This is a genomic window from Pararhodobacter sp. SW119, assembly GCF_017811755.1.
Classification (GTDB): Bacteria; Pseudomonadota; Alphaproteobacteria; order Rhodobacterales; family Rhodobacteraceae; genus Pararhodobacter.
This window is the reverse complement of sequence record NZ_JADDJF010000051.1, coordinates 1-18,967: the sequence shown is the minus strand read 5'-3', so window position 1 is coordinate 18,967 and position 18,967 is coordinate 1. Positions and strand designations below refer to the sequence as shown.

The window sequence follows — 18,967 nt, the reverse complement described above, 5'->3', positions numbered from 1 at the left end:
GCCGACTGGGGTAGGGGTTTCTGAGACTGGTTCGCATTGGTCTGACGGCGCGGGCTCCGCCTTATCGCTTCGGTAGGGCCAGGGATTGGGCGTCCATGTTTGGATGCCCCCTTCGATGCAAGGATTCTTTGATCTTCTGAGCATGTGATCGGGTGCGGTCATGTTTCAGGCCTCTCAGGTGCGGCCGTGACATGCCGCGGGCCGGTATGGTGATGCGCGGGCCGGGGTCCAGATCAAAATTGCGAGCTCGCGGCTCGTTGCACGCCACTGGCTTGCCCAGCCCGGATCTTGTCGATCATTTGCCCATGCTGTCGTCTTCCTCCTCACATCGCCGACGCTCCGGCGGCCGCGGTCAGCTGACCGCGCCGGTCGGATCTCGGTAGTCCTCATTGCGCGAGAGCATGGCCCAGACCATCCGGGCCATCTTGTTGGCCAGGGCAATGGCGACCAGCATGCGCGGTTTGCGGGCCAGCATGCGGGAGAGCCACGACCCGGGCTTGCCGCCATCGCGCCCTCGCCAATGCACAACGGACATCGCTCCCACAATCAGCAGACGCCGGATGTCGCGCTGGCCCATCTTCGAGGTCCGGCCGAGCGTCTGCTTGCCGCCGCTGGAATGTTGCCGAGGCACCAGCCCGAGCCAGGCCGAGAAGTCGCGCGCCCGGCGGAACTCGCGCATCTCGGGGGCAAAGATGGCGATCGCCATGGCGCAGACCGGTCCGATCCCCGGCATCGTCTGAAGTGTGCGGGCCACATCGTTTTCCTTCGCGGCCGCCGCAATGCGCCCGTCCAGCTTGTCTATTTCGTCGCTGAGCCCGGCGATCCGGTCGAGGTAGAGCCGCCCCATGTCCCGAACGAGGTCAGGAAGGTCCGCATTTTCTTCGAGGTGCGTGGCGAGACGGTCGATATTGCCGATGCCCTTGGCCAGAACGATCCCATGCTCAGCGAGATGCCCTCGGAGCGCATTGACCAACTGGGTGCGCTGTCCGACGAGCAGGTCGCGGGTGCGGAAAAGCATCGCCTGCGCTTGCTGTCCGGCCGTCTTCACCGCCACGCTGCGCATCGTCGGGCGCATCGCGGCCTCGGCGACGGCTTCCGCATCAGCCGAATCGTTCTTCTGTCGCTTCACGAATGGCTTCACATAGACCGGTGGGATGAGCCTGACGGCATGGCCGTGCCGGGCCAGTTCCCGGCCCCAGTAATGAGCGGTTCCGCAGGCCTCCATCGCCACGACGCACGGAGGCACAGCCGCCATGAACTTGGCGAACTGCGGCCGTGACAGCTTCTTGCGAAACAGCACCTGTCCGTCCGCCGCAGCGCCGTGAACCTGAAAGACCTGCTTTGCCAGGTCGACGCCGATGATGCTAATCTCATCCATGGGTGCCTCCTCCTTCTATGGCGATTCCAACATCACCATCTTGGCACATTGCGATGCCGTCGGGCGGGGGCATCCACCCCATCAAAATTGGACGCCATGCCCCTCGGCCGGAGAAACCGTCCAAATTTTGCATTATTCCGTCCCAAGATGAAAAGAATCGACATTGATATCGTGAAAAGTCAAACAGAAAGGCCTATTCGCGGACGTGGATTTTCTGGAGTGCCTTGTGGTTCCGGGCGCCGCCTACACACAATATCTGGTGTATGAGGGTCCGGAGGCGCGTTCTTCGCCTCTACCGGGTCGCCGATCGAACGCGCCGAGGTCGGCGCATGACCACCGCGTGAACGCTTCCGCGCAAGTCGGGCAGGGCATTGCCGCTTCGGCAGACAACGGATCAGTGGGACCGACAAGACGCATCCGGGCGCTGCCCTGGTGGCGACGACAGAGGCCGCACCATCGCTTGGGCGGCCTCCATCGGTGTGACGCGCGGTCCGATCAGCTGGTGTAGTGCGGCATTGCCTTGAGCTTGTCCTTCGTCGTGTCCAGATGGACGCGCAGGTCGGCGCCGTCGGTCTGGCGCAGGACGGTAAGCTGGTTGAACGGCAGCAGGACGGAATGCGCGCCGATGCCCAGAAAGCCGCCCACATCGATCACGGCCTCGGTAGGCTGACCGTCACTGCCGAGCTTGAGGGCACTGACCGATCCGATGGTCTCGTCGTCGCGGCCATAGACGGTCGCGCCCTCGAGGTCGGAGGTCTTGAGGTCGCGGACTTCCGCCCGGTCGTAGCCCTTGAGGGCAAAACCGTGGGCGCCGTCAACTTCGGGTTCGTGCGGTATGTTTGCTGTGTGTGTCATGGAATTCTCCCTGATCCCTTGGGTGCGGGATCGCTGGCAACAGGTGCCCCCTGCAGGGTTGTGGCCTGAACCGGAAGCGCCCTTGCCCGCATGCGGACACACGGGGCGTATCGCGAGTCAGAAATTGCCGGACACATATTGAGAACTGTCGAAGGGGCGCCGGCGTTCCGGGTAGATCCGGGTTTCACGCGGGTTTCGTAAAGAAGAAGCGTATCATGTGGGCCTAGGCATCGGGAACCTTGCTGTCGACCAGCGTGAAAGCCAAGCATCCTCGGAAAGGTAGGTGACGTAGGGGTCTCGGTTTGCGACCGGCCCCGGACGCAAGTTCACGGGCTGTCCGCATTGGCGGCGAGTGCCAGCCGGACCAGTGCCGGAAGCGAGGTCGCGCCGGTCTTGCGCATTACCGACGCGCGATGGTTCTCGACCGTGCGCTGGTTGATCCCCAGATCGGCGGCGATGATCTTGTTCGGCGCGCCCTCCAGCACGCGCGCCAGCACGTCGCGTTCGCGCGCGGTCAGGTCCGCGAAACGCTTTTGAGCCGTCTTGCGCGACTCCGCCTGCGCGTGGCTGTTCTCTGCTGTTTCGATGGCGTGGCGCACGCTGGCCAGCAATTCGGCGGCACTGGCCGGCTTCTCGATCAGGTCCGACGCCCCGGCCTTCAACGCCGCCACCGCCACGGCCGCGTCGCCATGCCCGGTCAGCATGACGGCGGGCAGTTGCGACTTCTCTGCTCGCAGCCGGGTGATCAGCGCCACCCCGTCCATGCCGGGCAGAAGGTTGTCGATCAGAAGGCAGGCGTCGTCCTCAGGTCGTGGTGCCGCCAGGAAATCCTCGGCCGAGGCATGGGTGACGACCATCCAGCCCTCGGCCTCGAAGAGCCGGCGCATGGTTTCGCGGATCATCGGGTCGTCGTCGACGACATGCACGGTCGTTTGTTCGGCATCGGTAGGCCGGGCGGTCCTCGACTTCTCGGTGCGGACTTTCAGCATCAGGTCCGAGATATGCGCCAGCAGCACCTCGGGCAGCACCGGCTTGACGATTTGGGTGAAGGCCGACTCGGCTATGGTTTTCAGGGTTTCGCTTGTGATGTCACCGGTCAGGATGATGGTCGGCACCGGTTCGCCCAGAACATCGGGCAGATCCTGCGCCAGCCGCAGGCCGCTGGTACCGCCGCGCAGGTCCAGATCCGTCAGCAGAAGATCGGGCGGCGCCACGTCGCCGCTGGCCCAGGCCAGCGAGTCCTGCACATTCTCCCTGGCGATGACCGTGTGCCCCTCGGTCTCCAGAACCTCGGCCAGCAGATCGCGCAGGGACTCTTCATCCTCGACCAGCAGGATTGTTCCGGTCTGCCGCGCCGTTTCCGCCGTCACCTGCATCTCTTGCGCCGGCTGCATGACCTCGGGCGCCGGGGCGACGACAGGCAGCGAGATCATGAAGGCCGACCCCTTGCCCTGTTTAGAGCGGACGGTGACCGGATGATCCATCAGGTCGGCAAGCCTTTGTACGATCGACAGCCCCAGCCCAAGGCCATGGTCGGCAATCGCGGGGGCCTTTTCGCCCTGATGATAGGCGTCGAAGATTGTCTTGATCTCGGATTCCGCCACTCCGAGGCCGCTGTCGCAGACAAGCACCGACAGGGTGTCACCACGCCGCCGGCAACCCATCAGGATGCGTCCTTTCTGCGTGTATTTCAGGGCGTTGGACAACAGGTTCCGCAGGATCTGCTCCAGCAATTGCGGATCGGTTCGCACCCAGGACTTGCATTGCACCAACCGCAACTTCAGGCCCTTGATATCGCTTTGCGGGCCGAATTCGTCGGCGAGCCGCCGCAGCAGCGGCGCGATGGCGACGGGGCGCATTTCCGGCCGGACGATGCCGGATTCGATCCGGTTCACGTCCAGCATCGAATCCAGCATCGCGGTCATGGAATTCAACGTCTGATCCAGAAGTGCTGCCAGCCGCACGCCCTCTGTCGATCGTTTCTGCCGCGCCAGCAGCTTGTGCAGCAGCGCCATCGCCTGCAGGGGCTGGCGCAGATCGTGGCTGGCGGCCGCCAGAAAGCGCGATTTGGCGCGGTTCGCCCGCTCGGCCTCGTCCATCGCGGCGACCAGGGCGGCGTTGGTGCGCTTGCGTTCGGTGATGTCGATATAGGTGATCACCACGCCTTCGATCTGGTTGCGCTGGGCACGATAGGGCTGGATGCGGCGCGTGAACCACTTTCCGCCCGCGCCCTCGATCTCGCGCTCGCCGGGGTCCGAGGACGCGAGCACCGCATGGGCGTCCGCTTCCAGGTCGTCGTCGCGCGACACCGCCGCCAGGTCCGCCAGCGGGCGGCCGACATCGGTCGGGATGACGCGGAAGATGTCGCGCGCGGCGGGCGTGAAGAACCGGATGTTCAGATCGAGGTCCAGAAACAGCGTCGCGACATCGGTACTGTAGAGCACGTTCTGAAGGTCGTTGGCGGTGGTGCGGTGCCGTTCCAGGGTTTCCTGCAACTGGCTGTTGAGCGCGGTCAACTCTTCGTTCAGCGCCTGCAGTTCTTCTTTCGAGGCGAGCAGTTCCTCGTTGGTGGACTGGAATTCCTCGTTCAACGACAGGGCTTCGGCGGCGTCGACGCTATGCGCCTCGACCTCCTGCTCCAGGTCGCGCAGCGCATCCAGCAGATCGCTGCGCGTGGCTTCCAGGTCGGCCTCCAGATCGCCGGTGCGCCGTTCCTGCCCGGTGTTGGGCCCGGCGGCGGAGGGTTCAGGGCGCGGGGTGGGGATGAAGCAGGCCAGAATGAGCGGCTCGGTGCCCGCCGAAACCGAATGCAAGGCGATGTCGAAACCGGCGGCCCCCGGGATGCGCCCGCCCGAGACGGTGACCCGCGGGTTGGTCGCGCCGCAGGACGCCGCCGCCGCGCGGAATCTGGCGCGCAGGACCTTGGGAATCATGCTCAGGATGCCGGCATCGGGATGCCCCTGGGTGACCGTCAGGTATTTCTCGGTCGGGCCGAGCAGATACAGAACTTCAAGCCGGCTGTTCAGCAGCACGGCGGCGGGGGCGTAGTGTTCCAGCACGATCCGGCGGCAGAGATCGGCGAGCGCGCTGCGCCGGACGGGGGTGAGGGATGTCGGCGAGGCCGCCGCTTCGCGCTTGTCGGTGGCGAAATGCAGATCCGCCGGGTGGCTTTCCCCGACCCGGCGCCAGAGCCGCGATTTCTTGTCCTCGATGGCAAAGCAGCCATCGCTCTGACCCGGCATTTCCGCCGCGCCCAGCAGCAGCAGCCCGCCGGGGCGCAGCGCGAAGCAGCACCGTGCGATCACCCGCTTCTGCGCCTCGGGCGCCAGATAGATCAGGACATTGCGGCACGACACCAGGTCGATCTTGGAAAACGGCGGGTCCGACAGAAGGTCCGCGACGGTGAACACGATCACATCCCGCAGTTCCGTCGTGACGCGCCAGCCGCTCTCATGCGGCACGAAGAACCGTTCGAGGCGTTCGGGGGAAACGATGGCTTCGATCCCCTTGGGATAGTAGCCCGCGCGCGCCGTGGCGATCGCCTCGGGGTCGATGTCCGAGGCGAGGATCTGCAGACGGGAACCGGAACCCGCCGCTTCGATCGTCTCGAGGCAGATCATGGCAAGGCTGTAGGCCTCTTCGCCGGTGCTGCATCCGGCGACCCAGATGCGCAGCGGCCGGTCGGCCAGCAACTCGGCCAGAAGGTCGGGAATGACCTTGGCGGACAGGTGTTCGAACACCAGCGGGTCGCGGAAGAAACTGGTGACGTGGATCAGCAGGTCCGACGATAGCTGCGCGCGTTCCTCGGGGTCGGACCGAAGCAGTTCCAGATAGCGCGCCATTTCGTTGGGGCCAAGGCCGACAATGCCCATCCGGCGCGCGATGCGGCGTTCCAGCGTTCCGCGCTTGTAAAGCGGGATGTCCTGGCTGGAATGCTCGGCTACAAAAGCCAGCAGTTCGTCGAAGCCGGCCATGCCCCGGTCCGCGGCGCGCGGAACGGCGGGGGCCGCATCGCCGCCGTGGCACGACTTGTCGCCGGCCGCCACCGACCCGGCCGAGGCTTCCGCCCAGAAGCTTTGCAACGCCGCGACCATCTCGCCGGCGCGCAGGACCTCGGCCGCGCAGCCGGTACCGATAGCGCTTTCCGGCATGCCCGCGTGGCCGGCCTCGGCGGGGTCCTGCGCGATCACCAGCCCGCCCGCAGCATCGATCTCGACCGCGCCCGCGCTGCCGTCGGTGCCGGTCCCCGACAGGACGATGCACCCCGACAGCGCGCCCTTGTCCTTTGCCAGCGAGCGCAGCAACACATCGAACGGCAGCCGTACCCCCTTGCCGGCATCCGGCTCCTCAAGATGGACGGTGCCGCCCGCGACGGTCATGAAAACCCCCGGCGGTATGACGTGCAGCACGCCTTGCTGAAGCGCCATGCCCTCGGCCGCCTGAACGACCTTCAGCTGCGTGTGCCGGGCCAGCAGGTCGACCATCATGCTGTCGTGCGACGGGTCAAGGTGCAGAATCAGCAAGAACGCGGCCGGCGCATCGGCGGGCATGTTCTTCAGCAGGGCGCGGCACGCCTCCAGCCCCCCGGCAGATGCGCCGATGGCAATGACCGGCAGGCCGTTGCGCGTTCCGTGTTCCGGCATGGTCGTCTCCGCCAAGGTCTGACTGTCGGGCTGACGGGGCGGGCCGCGTCGCCACCTGTCCGGCGAACGCCCCGCGCCGTCCTGCACGATCCGAACACAACCAATATCAGAGTTGATGCTGCGCAGGAAACGCGAAGTGACAGCCCCAGCGACGATCCCTGCGCAGGCTTCTGCGTACAGGAATGAGTAGATTCCGGCGCTATTCGACCGTGCCCCCAAGGCGTAACTCAGAGTGGCGACCTGTAGCGAGTAACGAGTTCAATTCTGATCGGAGGGTCGGGTAGACGACACTGCGAGAGGGAAGCTCCCGCGTCTCTCCCCTCTCGCGCTGCGTCGGACATCTCCCGGCTCTCCGGTCGCCTTGCCGACTGCCGCCCGCCGGCTATCGGCGCTTTCGGACCGATCGGTCCGTCGAGACATCGGACCGTCGCGTTTCGCAGGCACGCGTTTTCCGCCCTGCGCCCGCCAAAGGAGGCCCCCATGAACCAGATCATCTACATCGTCGGCGCGATCGTCATCGTGATCGCAATTCTCAGCTTCGTCGGCCTGCGCTGATCTAGCCGCAGCGCCCCCTTTTCAGCGACCCGCCCGCCACGCTGCTCCCCGAAAGGAGGTTCCCATGCCCCAACACACTCAAGCCGAGCTCTTCATCAAGACACTGGCGGAACTGCGGGATGCCGAACGCGAAAGTCGGACGACGCGGTTGCGCGATCAGCACAAAGTGCATGCCGAACGCTTCATGAAGACGTTCTGGGCCGAGGTCGACGACACCATGCGCCTGTCGGAATGGCGCGTGCAGGACAGGCCCGGACGGCTGGGGGTCAACCGGCTCAGCCAGAGCGGCTGACCTCGCGCGCCCTCGCGATCCGCCACCCCCACGCCTTTTTCCAGGAGCCTCCCCATGTCGATCGGAACACTGGACGACCTTTTCTTCCACACCCTGAAGGACGTGCTCTACGCCGAGCGGAAGATCCTCAAGGCGCTGCCGAAGATGGAACGCAAGGCGACCGATCCGGCGCTGAAGGCGGCGCTGTCGTCGCACCGCGATGAAACCGAAGAGCAGATCGTGCGGCTGGAGGAGGTGTTCGACCTCCTCGGCAAACCCGCGCGCGGCGCGAAATGCGACGCGATGGTCGGACTGCTCGAAGAGGCCGAGGGTCTGATGGGCGATATCGAGGATGCCGAGACGATGGATGCCGCCCTCATCGGGCTGGCGCAGGCCGTCGAGCATTACGAGATCGCCCGCTACGGCACGCTGGTCGCCTGGGCCAAGCAGCTTGGTCATTCGAAGGCCGAGGCGCTGCTGAAGACGACGCTGGACGAGGAATACGGCGCCGACAGGGGTCTGTCGAAACTGGCCGAGGAACGTCTGAACGCCACTGCCGCCGCCTGAAACCCGCCGCGCAAGCGCCGTCCCGCCATCGCACGCGGGAACGGCGACGTGCCGGCCCCGAACCGCAAGAGCGAGATGCCCCCGATGATCGATCGCCATCCCTTTCGGGTTCTGCTGCCCCAGCAGGTTCCCGCGCTGCGCCGCCGGGCGCAGAGTCTTTGCTCCAATCCCCATATGGCCGAGGATCTGGTGCAGACCACGCTGCTGAAGGCCTGGGCGAGCCGCGACAGCTACCTTCCCGGCTCCAACCTGCGCGCCTGGCTGTTCACGATCCTGCGCAACACCTTCTTCTCGGAACTGCGCAAGCATCGCCGCGAGGTCGAGGATGTCGACGGCGCCTGCGCGCGGGCGCTGTCCGAGGAACCGCGCCATGACCATGTGCTGGCGATGAAGGAACTGATTTCGGCCATCGCGCAACTGCCCCGGGAACAGCGCCGGGCGCTTGTGCTGATGGGCGCCTACGGGTTCTCGCAGCTGGAAACGGCCGACGCCTGCGACTGCACCCTCGGCACGGTCAAGAGCCGCGTCAGCCGGGGTCGCACCACGCTCAATCAGGCCATGGCACGAGATGAACTCGGGCATCCCGCCCGCACCCCGCAGGCCGGACGGCCGCTGCGCACGGCCGCGCCGGATCGCACTGTCGCTGGGTCAAGCCGGATGGCCGCAGGTGCGGGATCGGACTGATGCGTCAGATCCGGCCCAACCCCGCCCGCAACCCGGCTGTCCCCCGCCGCGTTCCTGCGCTGGAACGCGGCGCCACGGCAGTCGAGATCCGCCGCCGCATCGTGTCGGCGTTGCCGGAGCTTCTGCATCGGTCGGTCTTTGGAGCGGTTTCGGGTGGGCGCATTATCACCCCCTCAGAAGGCCGGTCCCCGCCCGCTGAGCGCAGGTTCATTCTGACAAAACGCTGACTGAAGGAGATCCCCATGAGCTTCGACAACGCCATCCATGCCGTGAACCAGGCTTTCGAGACGGACGTGCGCACCGCGCTCGACCGCGCCGAAGACTGTCCCAAGACGGAAGAGGCGCGCGCGCATCTGCGCGCCGCGCGCCGCGCGGAACTGGGCCGCAACGAGGCGGACTGGATGCTCGGGATCGAACGCGCGGCGCGTGCGCTGACCGAGGCCAGGGCCCTGTCGCGCCCGCAGAGCGCCCAGGCGGACAGCTATCTCAGCAACGGCCGTTCCTGATCCAGATAGGTCGCGTCGAACCCGGCCAGCGCGACCAGCCCGTCGAAGTCGTCGAAGCACACCCGCCCCTTCTGGAAGGTGACCAGACCCTGCTCGCGCAGGTGCCTCAAGACCCGGTTCACATGCACCGCGCTCAGCCCCAGGGCATCGGCCAGCAGATATTGCGACAGCGGGCAGTCATAGCCGGTACGGTCGGCTAGCCCCACCAGTTGCAGCCGCGCGTCCATTTCCAGCAGGAAATGCGCCATGCGCTCCTCGGCACTGCGGCGGCCCAGGCTGACCAGATGTTCCACCACCATCGCCTCGTCGCGCGACACCGCCCACAGGACAGCCGCCGCAAGCTTCGGCGCAAGCTGGAAAGCGTCGAGCAGATCGGACGCCAGAACCTCGGACGCCTCGATCCTGGTGACCGGTTCGACATTGTGGTCCGAGGCGTGGAACAGGATGCTGCGTAGCCCCAGGAAATCGCCGGGGATCTGGAAATCCACGATCTGGCGGGCGCCGTCGGGCAGCAGCTTGTAGGACGCGACCCAGCCCTCCGCCAGGATATAGGCGGACTGGTGGCTCTGACCCTGAAGCACCAGGTCCCGCCCGGCCTCGAACCGTCGCCGCCGCCGATGCAGGCCGTTCAGCGCCTCAAGCTCCGCCTCCGACAGCGCCACATAGGCACCGAGCTTCCGGGCAAGGGGGCTGTCCGCAAGTCGCATGGGTTTCCCCTCGCGCGCGAGAGCGGCAGAAGCGCCACCCTTCCACACAAGGCCCAACCGGCCGGAAAGAGAATTCGTTCCGTCCTGCTCTCGATCAGTACGTCATCGGCCGATTGTGCGACGATGGCGCGGCAAGTCATGCGCAATGCAGCGCGCCCCTCGCAGAAAGCAGCCCGAAATGTCCAAACCTCCCGATGTCGCCGGTACAGCCGCGCTCGCGATCTGCGAGTCGCTTCTGCTGTCGCTCAATGACCGCAAGGTCCTGCCCGAGGCGGAGATCGTCGGGATCCTCAAGGACGCCGAAGCCGCCCATCGCAACACGCCAGACGATCACCCCAACAGGGAACTGCATGCCGCGGTCGCCATGATGATCCGCGGCATCCTCGATAGCGGGAATTCCGTGCGCCGTCTTTGACAGCGGCGCGAGTTTTGCCGGTCCTGACCGGGGCGTTACCGCCTTGGTCAGGACCGACGGTGTCAGACCGCGAAGCGCGGGGAACGCACGATATCGGGAAAATACGCAGCTCCCGCGCTTCGAGTTGCCGACACACAAACGCGCCCGGCCAAACGTCACCGAACGCTCCGCATTCCTGTCCGCCATCGCAGGTGTCCGCACTTACCCATGTTAGTGCGCGCGCAAGTTTCCAGCCTGCCGCGACCTGATTTCGCAGATCCCTGGCACTGCTCATCCGCCGCCAGCGTCGCGGGCGGAACTTCGATGGAACAAAACCGCCCCAAGCGGGTTCTCGGCCCGTGTGGTCGGCACCAGGCAAAGGATCGGATCGTGAGACTGACAGACGACAGACGTGTCCCGGACCGCGCCGGCGCGACACTTGGCCCCGACGCCCCAAGGGCGTGTCCGACATGCTCGTGACCCATAGCGCCAACCCGCCCGAGCATCTCTCCCTCGATCTCTGGGCGGCCAACCTGGAGCTGCCGACCCCGGACCTGCCCACCTGGCTCGCCCGGATCGAGCACCGGCTCGCCGATGCCGCCGCCCGCGGCGTTGCGGCGCTGATCCTGCCCGAATACGCCTGCGCCCAATGGCTCGCCTTCGCCCCGCCGGGCTTGGCTCCGACCAGGCGCCTCTGCTGGCTGGCCCATACCGGGAGCGGCGCGCTCGTCTCCATGGCGGCGCTCTCGGCGCGCTACGGCGTGGCGCTTCTGCCAGGTACCATACCCCACCGCGTCTCCGGCGCCACGACCGTCACCAACCGCGCCTGGTTCCTCACGCCGGACGGTGGCGCCTTCGCCCAGGACAAGCTCTCGCTCACCCCGGCCGAGGAAACCGGACACGACGGTCCGACGCTGCGCGGCACCACGATCAACGTCTTTCCCTGGCTCGGTCTGCGCGTCGCGATGATCATCTGCCTCGACGCCGAGTATACCGAACTCTGGGCGCGTCTGGGCGGGCTCGACCTCGACCTGGTCTTCGTGCCGGCGAAGACCGACATGATCACCGGATACAACCGCGTCTTCGGCACCGCCCACGCTCGGGCGACCGAGTTGCAGATTGCGGTCTGCGTTGTCGGCGCGGCCGGCGTGCCGATGGGTCTTCCGGCCAGCGACACCGGCGTCGGCGGCGCCGCGGCTTACCTGCCCTGCGACATCTCGATCTCGCTTGACGGAGTCTTCGCTGCGCTGCCTCCGCAGCATGCCGTGGCAGAGACCAGCCTACTCCTGCAGGTGCGCGACCTTCCTTTGGGTCAGTGCCGCCGCATCCGCCGCGGCGCCGCCGAGGCCGAGGTCAATCCCGCCTCCTGGAGCGCTGACCACCTGACCGTGACCGAGGCTTGACGCCCCCGACTTGAATCGGGCGAGCGCGGATCAATTCCTGTCCCGCGCTTCGAGCGCGTTGATTTCGTGTTCGAGGAAGTAGCTGATGCCGGTACGCACAACCACCAGCAGAGCGAGGAACAGAAGATTTATCAGGGACAAGGACAGAACGAGCATGATCAGGTCAGCGACGATGAACACCTCGAGCCCGGTGAGGATGTATTGCGCCATGACAATACGCGCAGCGGCCAGTTCGGCCATGTCGTCCTTGCCTGACGTCAGCCGCCATTCTGCAAGAACGAAGTGGTAGAGAAACCGCAGGGTACCGAGGATAAGAATCAGGATAGCGCAAGCCTCGATAAGGGCGGCCGCCCATTCCAGAGCCTCTGCCAGTCGCGGCAGATGCAACTGCAGGTTCACTGGTCGCTGGCCAGATTCCATCGGCAGAGGCCTTTCAAGTTGCGGTCAGCGTAGGCAGACCCACGGGTCGCATGCGCGCGACAGACAACCGGGATCGAACATCGACTCCTGCCGCGCAAGTCCTTTCGCTCTGCACAACCGTCAAAGTCGCCACGACAGAGCGGCTCCCGCGCCGTGAAGCAGCAAGGAACGCAATTGCATCACTTTCGTTTTCCCCGCAATTCTAACGAGCGGGGGCGGAGTTTGTTCCGGCGAACCCGTCATAAGCCGCACGCGTCGACCTGTTCGGCGGACCCTGATGCGGTCTCTCGAAATCTTGCGAAGCCACGGTTGCGCGCCTCCGCGAGTGACTTTTTCGTTGGTTCGGGCCATCGGTGGGAACGCGACGGACCGGAGGCGGTTCTACAGGGGTACGAAGTAGTGCCCAAGTGGAAGAGAAAAGCGCATGGGTTCGATGTCTGGGATCAGAACCGATACGCTCCTCCTGGCGATGGGGGAATGTCTTGGGCCGGAATACTCTTGCTCGTACACAGCTTTGTTGACGCGAAATTTTGCAGTCCAATCCGCGAGGCGTTGTTTGACTTGCCTCGGTGCATCGAGAACGGATTGCGCCAAGGGAGCAGCCCTGCGCGTGCGGGTCGTTTGGGGCAGGGAAGCTGCTTGATGTCGACAAGTGGCTCCTCAAAGTTCAAACATCGGTACCGGCTGCGTCTTGGCGCGCCGATAGCGGCCCTTATGCTGGCCGGCGCGGGTCTTGCGGAGACGGCGGAGACCGCTGCCTTCCAGATCGAACGCGGCGAGTATGTCGCGCGGGCCTCGGGCTGCATGTCGTGCCATGGCGAGGATTTGTCGGGCGGCTATCAGGTCGAAACCCCGATGGGGACGATCGTCGCCAGCAATATCAGCCCATCGCGCGCGTTCGGCATAGGCGACTATGCCCGAGACGATCTGGCCGATGTGCTGCGTCGAGGCGTCAGTCCGGATCGCCGACTTTATCCGGCGATGCCCTATACCTCTTTCCGAGGGATGACCGACGCGGATATCGACGATCTCTTTACTTGGTTGCGGGATCAGGACCCCGTCGAGAAGCCGCCGGATCACGAGACCGACCTGCCCTTTCCGTTCAATATCCGCACGGGCGTGATGGCGTGGAACTGGCTCTACCTGGGTGACCGGGATTTGCCGGAATTCGATGATCCGGTGCTCAGCCGCGGCGCCTATCTGGTCGATCATCTGGGCCATTGCGGCGAATGTCATACGCCGCGCAACGACCTTTTCGGCGTGCAGAACGACCGGTATCTGGCGGGCGAGGTCATCGACGGATGGCTGGCCCCGAACCTGACCTCCGATCTGGTTACCGGGATCGGGGGCTGGGCCGAGCAGGAGATCATCGACTATCTGCGCACAGGCACTGCGGGCAATGTCGTGCAGGCCGCAGGGCCGATGGCGCAGTTCGTCGAGCACGCCACCAGTCATCTGGACGCGGATGATCTGGCAGCGATAGCTGCGTATCTGAAGACCATCCCCCCGATCGACTCCCGCGATCAGGACATTCCCGTCCTACCGCCCGTGGCTGAACGGAACGATCCTCGGCACCGCTATGGCCAGATCCGCGAAGAGATGTCCGCGGCGCGCGCCCGTGACGATCTGGCAGAGCCAGAGCAGCTGTACCTTGCCCATTGCGCGGCATGCCACGGTGTCACAGGGCAGGGCCAGCCACAGGCCTATTACCCGCCACTGGTCCAGAATGCGGCGCTGCGCCGCGCGGAGGCGGGCAATCTGTTGCAGGTGCTGGCCCATGGAGTGCCGGCCGGCAAGCTTTATCGCGTGCCGGCGATGCCGGGCTTTGCGGGCGAGTTGAGCAATGATCAGATCGCTATCCTGGCGAACTATACCCGCACCACATTTGGCGGACGGCAGGAAAGCAATTTGACCGCCGCCGATGTCGCATACGCCATCGAGACGGAGGAAGAGATGCCAGCGCCCCTGCGCACCCTTCAACTGATCGCGTGGGTCGGACTAATCGGTTTGATCTTCCTGCTGGTGTTCGGAACTGTGGCTTGGTGGTGGCTGGCACGGCGACGCGGGCTCAAACGGCAGGAGGGCTGAGAGCAATGGCCATGACACTCAACCCAACCCGCCGGCAGCTGCTGGCGATGATCGGTCAGGTCGCCGGTGCGGCAGCGATGTATCAGGCGATGACCAGCCTCGGCTTCGCGGCGGAATCCGGCTATTCCGGAGAGCCCGACCTGCAAGGCCCGCGTGAGAGTCGGCGCGTGCTGATACTCGGTGCGGGCATCGCCGGCATGGCCGCCGCATACGAGATGCGGCGCGCGGGCTACGAGGTGAAGATCCTCGAATATCAGGATCGCCACGGCGGACGCTGCCTGACCATCCGCGGCGGCGACCGGTACACCGAAATGGGTGGGCACGAGATCACCTGCGATTTCGAAGGCGACGGGTATCTCAATCCCGGCCCGTGGCGTTTGCCGGTGCATCACCGCGCGGTGTTCGACTACTGCCGCAAGCTGGGCGTGCGGGTGCATCCCTTCATCATCAAGAACAACAGGGCCTATCTGCACTCCCCGCAGGCGTTCGGTGGCCAGCCGCAGCGCATCGGCAATGTGGAAAAGGACATGCGCGGCCATGTGTCCGAACTGCTGGCAAAGTCGCTGCATCAGGGCGCTCTGGATGATGCCCTCACCGCCGAGGATCGCGAGAGGCTGCTGGAGGGGCTTAAGGAATGGGGCGTGCTGGACAGCCGCTATGCCTATCGCGCCAGCGATGACCTGGGCGGGGTTCGTGGCTGGGACATTCGCCCCGGGGGCGGGCTGATGCCGGACGCACGCCCCTCGCAGCCCGTCGACCTGTCGGCCTTGCTGCAATCGGGGCTGTGGGAACAGCTGTTCAACTTCAACAGCTACACCTTTGAGCCGCCGATGTTCGAGCCGGAGGGGGGCATGGACGCGATCACTGATGCCTTTGCGCGCGAGGTGTCCGACGTGATCCAGTTGAACGCCCGCGTCACCCGGATCGCACAGAGCGACGATGGCGTCACCGTCACCTACGAGGATGGCGGTCGCGGCGGCACGGTACGCGAGGAATCTGCCGACTGGTGCATCTGCACCATACCGCTGTCGGTACTCGTGCAACTCGATGTCGATTGTTCCGACGCGATGCGCAAGGCGATCGCCGCGGTACCTTACGCCTCCGCCTTCAAGGTCGCGCTGGAATTCAGACGCCGCTTCTGGGAACAGGATGACAATATCATGGGGGGGATCAGCTATACCGACCTGCCGCTGGTGCAGATCGCCTATCCGAATTACGGTTTCCTCTCCGACGGTCCGGCGGTGCTGCAGGCCGCCTATGACACGGCGACGGCGGGACGCAGCTTCACCTATTCCTGGTCAACCATGACGCCCCAGGAACGCATCGATGCGGCACTCGCGCTCGGCCGGCAGATCCACCCGCAGTATGACGCCGAATTCATGTCCGGCACGTCCTGGGTGTGGCACCGCGTGTCCTGGTCGCTGGGCTGCTACGGACAATGGACCGAGGATTTGCGCGACGAACACTACAAGACCCTGTGCGAAATCGACAACCGGCTGGTCCTGGCGGGCGAGCATTGTTCGCACATCCCGGCATGGCTGGAAGGATCGCTGCTGTCGGCACTGGATGCGATCAAGCGTCTGGATCAACGGGAGAACGCCTGAGATGAGCAAGCGCTTTCTCCATGCAGTGATCGCGCTGAGCCTACTGGTCACCGGCGGCCAGGCACAGGAGCCCCCCGCCCCGGCAGAGCCCCGCCCAAACGCAGAAGAGATTGACACACTGCTCTCGCGATTCTCCGACGATCCCGACCGCTTTACTCAGACCGATGGCGAGGCGCTTTATCGCACCACCTGTCAGGCCTGCCATATGGAGGACGGCCACGGCGCCGAGGGAGCAGGCGCGCATCCGCCTCTGGCCGGCAATCCGAAGTTGCAATCGAGGCACTTCCTTGCCGGCGTCATCCTCACCGGCTATCACGGAATGCCGCGGTTCGGTGACAAGATGTCGGACGAACAGGTTGCCGCGGTGACGAATTATTTACGCAGCCATTTCGGCAACGACTACTCCGACCGGATCAGCGCTGACGAGGTCGCCGCCTTGCGCCCGCCCGAGGACATGGATTGACCGGACGGAGACCGCCGTCGGTAGCCGCGCCTTGCTGCATCGCCCGCTTTCTACCGGTCACATTCCGCAGCGCTGCGCTATCCCTGCGATCAGACCAAGCTCGCGTCGGCATCGCTGCGGGTGGCAGAAAGCTCTTTGCCCGTCACTTGGTCGCCGCGCTTGAGCGCCTTGTGCAGTTGCTGCACGCGGTCTTCACGGAGCGCCGCGCCGCAGTCCTGGCAGGCGCTGCGAAGAAGCTCGATCTGATCGCGGTGAATGCGCGCGCCGATCATGCAAGACACAGTCAGAAGATCGAGCACGCGGGTCTGGCTGGCGGCGTCCAGCCTGGGCAGGTTGCGGCGCATCGCGGCCCAGTCGAGCGCGATATCCTTCCTGCGCCCGAGCGCATTGCGTAGACGGACCATCAAGTAGATCTGATTTGGATGGGCGTCACGCCCCCGGGTCAGCATCTCTCCCGCGGCATGCAGGATCACGTCCGTCTCCGTATCGTCCAGATCGCCTGCGTCCTCGAAATGCGCTGCGATCAGGTTGTCGACTGCGAACGGTCCGAGCGTGCGCAGCCGCGCCTCCGTCATGATGCGCCAGACGATATAGGCATTCCAGACTGCGTAGAGCGGGCCGGCAATCAGCGGGACCATGCCGCGCACCGCCATGCGCGCCGCCACCCGGCGCAGGAAGACCCGCAGGATGAAGCTGCTGACCCCGACCTTCAGCTTGTAGGCGATGTTGAGCGCCGTCAGCTTCCAGTTCGCCACATGCGCATAAGGGTCGATTCCGTAGATATGGACCTGCGGATTGGGGAATTCCAGCCCGGCCCGCGCAAGGCTGTGGGCGAAGAACCCGCGCCCGTCACCCTCCGAAAGCGGCAGGCCGGAATGCTGCGCGATACGCGCGATCCCGCTCAGCGCCAGCGCATAGAGAAGCCCGATCTCGACCGCACTGACCACGCCGGCAAAGGCGTAGAAGGCCGCCCAGTACGGCCACACCTCGCGCCAGCCAAGATCGTCCATGCCGTCGAAGAGGCCGTGACGCATCCAGATCTCGGCGCCGCCGATCAGCCCGCCCGAGATGATTCCCGCCAGCGCCGACAGGCCGATGATCCACCTTGCGACCCGGCTGATCTTCTTCACGCGCTCGGGCGAGGGATGGTCGCCCGCGCCGTTTTCTGCGCTGCGTTGCGCCAGATAGGCGGCAAACCTGCGCTCCAGCATGTTCGGCTCGGGCGAATATGTTTCAGCCGCTGGCACTGTCACCTCACTTGAATGTCCGGCTCGCAGAGTTTGGGGCGTGACCTCAATGCACCAAACGCGCGGCGCCTCGATGAAGGGGCAGAGCCTACGTCACCTTCTCGCCCAGCGTGTGCTCCACCCACAGCTTCTGCACCGCGACCATCGCCACGATGGTTAGCGGCGCGGCCAGGATCAGCCCCACCAACCCGAAGATCAGGCCAAGCAGCACCTGCACGGAGATCAGCAGCGCCGGCGCCAGATCGACCGCCTTTTGCTGGATCATCGGCACAAGGACGTTTCCCTCGACATTCTGGATAACGATGTAGCCGACCAGCACGATCAGCCCTGTCTGCGTGCCTTCGGTAAACCCGACCGCCACGATCGGCACCGTCGCGATCAACGGGCCGAGGACCGGGATGAAGGTCAGCAGCGCCGTCAGGACCGCGAGCGCAAACCAGAGCTCGATGCCGAGTACGAAGAGCCCAAGCCCGACCGTAACCCCGAGGAGCGCCATGGACGCAAGCTGACCGAGAAACCACCACCGAAGCGCATGCGCGATCGCGGCGAGCGTATCCTCCAGCACCGCCCGCCGGTCCGGCGGCACGAGGCGCAACGTCCCGCCCCGATAGAGCGCGGGGTTCGCCGCCAGGAAAAGCGTAAGCACGATAAGGATGATGATGCTCGTCACGGCGCCGACCGCCGACATCCCGTAGGTCATCACATGCCCCGCAATGTCGCCCGCTGCATCGGCAAGGCCGCCGTTCTCGTCATCCAGATCTTCCATCGCGGCGATCGCGCCGATCTCGGTGAGCCAGGCGTGCACCCGCTCCACGAAATCGACCATCCTCTCCCGCAATTCCTGGAACTGCTGGACGAGGCGCGCCGCCGTCAGGCCCAACGCGCCGATGATGATCGCCGCGATGCCCACCGCGACGCCCACCAGCGCCCAGCCGCGAGACACAGGCGAACGCGTCGCGATAGCCCGCGCCGCGCCGTCCAGCCCGACCGCAAGCAGCACCGCCGCGAACACGAGAAGCAGCACATCGCCAAGCAGGTAGGCGATCAGCAGAAGCCCTGCCGTCAGGAGGATCGTGTCGGTCCTGATCCAGCGCTTCGAATCCATGTGTCTCTCCTTGCCCCTGCGGCACGGCTCCACGCCCCTGCACAATCGGAACGTCCCCCGACGCGTCCCGTTCCTGC

The 18,967-nt window shown here is 65.3% G+C and carries 16 protein-coding genes; 9 read left to right on the top strand and 7 right to left on the bottom strand.

Annotated elements, in window-relative coordinates; translation table 11 throughout:
• Positions 1-352: 352 nt before the first annotated feature.
• The 3 genes from IM708_RS17575 to IM708_RS17565 all read right to left on the bottom strand — a co-directional run bounded on the left by IM708_RS17575 (position 353) and on the right by IM708_RS17565 (position 6,876).
• Entirely contained in the window at positions 353-1,378 is a 1,026-nt protein-coding gene (locus tag IM708_RS17575; protein ID WP_209427882.1) for an IS110 family transposase, read from the bottom strand.
• 495 nt (positions 1,379-1,873) lie between these two features.
• Positions 1,874-2,233, bottom strand: coding sequence for a PRC-barrel domain-containing protein (locus IM708_RS17570; RefSeq protein ID WP_209427881.1), 360 nt, complete (start codon positions 2,231-2,233; stop codon positions 1,874-1,876).
• A gap of 326 nt (positions 2,234-2,559) precedes the next feature.
• The gene (locus IM708_RS17565; protein WP_209427880.1) at positions 2,560-6,876 is read right to left on the bottom strand and encodes a CheR family methyltransferase; all 4,317 of its coding nucleotides are present in this window, start codon (positions 6,874-6,876) and stop codon (positions 2,560-2,562) included.
• Positions 6,877-7,495: 619 nt separating this feature from the next.
• On the opposite strand from IM708_RS17565, the gene IM708_RS17560 reads away from it, so the two are divergent.
• From IM708_RS17560 to IM708_RS17545, 4 genes are all read left to right on the top strand, one after another.
• Complete coding sequence (locus tag IM708_RS17560) at positions 7,496-7,723, top strand: hypothetical protein (protein WP_209427879.1); 228 nt, start codon at positions 7,496-7,498, stop codon at positions 7,721-7,723.
• A 54-nt stretch (positions 7,724-7,777) separates the two neighbouring features.
• The gene (locus IM708_RS17555) at positions 7,778-8,269 is read left to right on the top strand and encodes a ferritin-like domain-containing protein (protein WP_209427878.1); all 492 of its coding nucleotides are present in this window, start codon (positions 7,778-7,780) and stop codon (positions 8,267-8,269) included.
• A gap of 84 nt (positions 8,270-8,353) precedes the next feature.
• Positions 8,354-8,953, top strand: coding sequence for a sigma-70 family RNA polymerase sigma factor (locus IM708_RS17550; RefSeq protein WP_209427877.1), 600 nt, complete (start codon positions 8,354-8,356; stop codon positions 8,951-8,953).
• Positions 8,954-9,195: 242 nt separating this feature from the next.
• A complete protein-coding gene (locus IM708_RS17545) occupies positions 9,196-9,459 on the top strand; it encodes a hypothetical protein (RefSeq protein ID WP_209427876.1) in 264 nt (87 codons plus the stop codon).
• On the opposite strand, the gene IM708_RS17540 is transcribed toward IM708_RS17545, so the two are convergent.
• Positions 9,435-10,166 carry a Crp/Fnr family transcriptional regulator gene (locus IM708_RS17540; RefSeq protein ID WP_209427875.1) on the bottom strand — a complete coding sequence of 244 codons (732 nt, stop codon included), beginning with the start codon at positions 10,164-10,166 and terminating at the stop codon, positions 9,435-9,437. The two genes, IM708_RS17545 and IM708_RS17540, sit on opposite strands and share 25 nt — an antisense overlap.
• Positions 10,167-10,344: 178 nt before the next feature.
• Between IM708_RS17540 and IM708_RS17535 the strand changes: the two genes are divergently transcribed.
• Complete coding sequence (locus tag IM708_RS17535) at positions 10,345-10,581, top strand: hypothetical protein (protein WP_209427874.1); 237 nt, start codon at positions 10,345-10,347, stop codon at positions 10,579-10,581.
• Positions 10,582-11,030: 449 nt separating this feature from the next.
• On the top strand, positions 11,031-11,963 hold the full coding sequence (locus IM708_RS17530) for a nitrilase-related carbon-nitrogen hydrolase (RefSeq protein ID WP_209427873.1): 933 nt from the start codon (positions 11,031-11,033) through the stop codon (positions 11,961-11,963).
• 30 nt (positions 11,964-11,993) lie between these two features.
• Here the strand turns inward: IM708_RS17530 and IM708_RS17525 are convergent, their stop codons facing one another.
• On the bottom strand, positions 11,994-12,383 hold the full coding sequence (locus IM708_RS17525) for a DUF1622 domain-containing protein (protein ID WP_209427872.1): 390 nt from the start codon (positions 12,381-12,383) through the stop codon (positions 11,994-11,996).
• A gap of 642 nt (positions 12,384-13,025) precedes the next feature.
• On the opposite strand from IM708_RS17525, the gene IM708_RS17520 reads away from it, so the two are divergent.
• The 3 genes from IM708_RS17520 to IM708_RS17510 are packed head-to-tail and all read left to right on the top strand — an operon-like array spanning position 13,026 to position 16,538.
• Positions 13,026-14,471, top strand: a complete 1,446-nt coding sequence (locus IM708_RS17520) for a cytochrome c (RefSeq protein ID WP_209427871.1) — start codon at positions 13,026-13,028, stop codon at positions 14,469-14,471.
• A gap of 11 nt (positions 14,472-14,482) precedes the next feature.
• Positions 14,483-16,075 carry a flavin monoamine oxidase family protein gene (locus tag IM708_RS17515; RefSeq protein WP_209427870.1) on the top strand — a complete coding sequence of 531 codons (1,593 nt, stop codon included), beginning with the start codon at positions 14,483-14,485 and terminating at the stop codon, positions 16,073-16,075.
• Between the two features lies 1 nt (position 16,076).
• Complete coding sequence (locus tag IM708_RS17510; RefSeq protein WP_209427869.1) at positions 16,077-16,538, top strand: cytochrome c; 462 nt, start codon at positions 16,077-16,079, stop codon at positions 16,536-16,538.
• Positions 16,539-16,627: 89 nt separating this feature from the next.
• Here IM708_RS17510 and IM708_RS17505 read toward each other — a convergent pair whose 3' ends face one another.
• Both IM708_RS17505 and IM708_RS17500 read right to left on the bottom strand, forming a co-directional pair.
• Complete coding sequence (locus IM708_RS17505) at positions 16,628-17,749, bottom strand: hypothetical protein (protein ID WP_209427868.1); 1,122 nt, start codon at positions 17,747-17,749, stop codon at positions 16,628-16,630.
• Positions 17,750-17,873: 124 nt separating this feature from the next.
• Entirely contained in the window at positions 17,874-18,890 is a 1,017-nt protein-coding gene (locus tag IM708_RS17500; protein WP_209427867.1) for an AI-2E family transporter, read from the bottom strand.
• Positions 18,891-18,967: the final 77 nt, after the last annotated feature.

Excerpts from the sequence above, each read along its gene's own strand:
- IM708_RS17575 (WP_209427882.1), bottom strand. The coding sequence starts at position 1,378 with ATGGATGAGATTAGCATCATCGGCGTCGACCTGGCAAAGCAGGTCTTT.
- IM708_RS17570 (WP_209427881.1), bottom strand. The coding sequence starts at position 2,233 with ATGACACACACAGCAAACATACCGCACGAACCCGAAGTTGACGGCGCC.
- IM708_RS17565 (WP_209427880.1), bottom strand. The coding sequence starts at position 6,876 with ATGCCGGAACACGGAACGCGCAACGGCCTGCCGGTCATTGCCATCGGC.
- IM708_RS17560 (WP_209427879.1), top strand. The coding sequence starts at position 7,496 with ATGCCCCAACACACTCAAGCCGAGCTCTTCATCAAGACACTGGCGGAA.
- IM708_RS17555 (WP_209427878.1), top strand. The coding sequence starts at position 7,778 with ATGTCGATCGGAACACTGGACGACCTTTTCTTCCACACCCTGAAGGAC.
- IM708_RS17550 (WP_209427877.1), top strand. The coding sequence starts at position 8,354 with ATGATCGATCGCCATCCCTTTCGGGTTCTGCTGCCCCAGCAGGTTCCC.
- IM708_RS17545 (WP_209427876.1), top strand. The coding sequence starts at position 9,196 with ATGAGCTTCGACAACGCCATCCATGCCGTGAACCAGGCTTTCGAGACG.
- IM708_RS17540 (WP_209427875.1), bottom strand. The coding sequence starts at position 10,166 with ATGCGACTTGCGGACAGCCCCCTTGCCCGGAAGCTCGGTGCCTATGTG.
- IM708_RS17535 (WP_209427874.1), top strand. The coding sequence starts at position 10,345 with ATGTCCAAACCTCCCGATGTCGCCGGTACAGCCGCGCTCGCGATCTGC.
- IM708_RS17530 (WP_209427873.1), top strand. The coding sequence starts at position 11,031 with ATGCTCGTGACCCATAGCGCCAACCCGCCCGAGCATCTCTCCCTCGAT.
- IM708_RS17525 (WP_209427872.1), bottom strand. The coding sequence starts at position 12,383 with ATGGAATCTGGCCAGCGACCAGTGAACCTGCAGTTGCATCTGCCGCGA.
- IM708_RS17520 (WP_209427871.1), top strand. The coding sequence starts at position 13,026 with ATGTCGACAAGTGGCTCCTCAAAGTTCAAACATCGGTACCGGCTGCGT.
- IM708_RS17515 (WP_209427870.1), top strand. The coding sequence starts at position 14,483 with ATGACACTCAACCCAACCCGCCGGCAGCTGCTGGCGATGATCGGTCAG.
- IM708_RS17510 (WP_209427869.1), top strand. The coding sequence starts at position 16,077 with ATGAGCAAGCGCTTTCTCCATGCAGTGATCGCGCTGAGCCTACTGGTC.
- IM708_RS17505 (WP_209427868.1), bottom strand. The coding sequence starts at position 17,749 with ATGCTGGAGCGCAGGTTTGCCGCCTATCTGGCGCAACGCAGCGCAGAA.
- IM708_RS17500 (WP_209427867.1), bottom strand. The coding sequence starts at position 18,890 with ATGGATTCGAAGCGCTGGATCAGGACCGACACGATCCTCCTGACGGCA.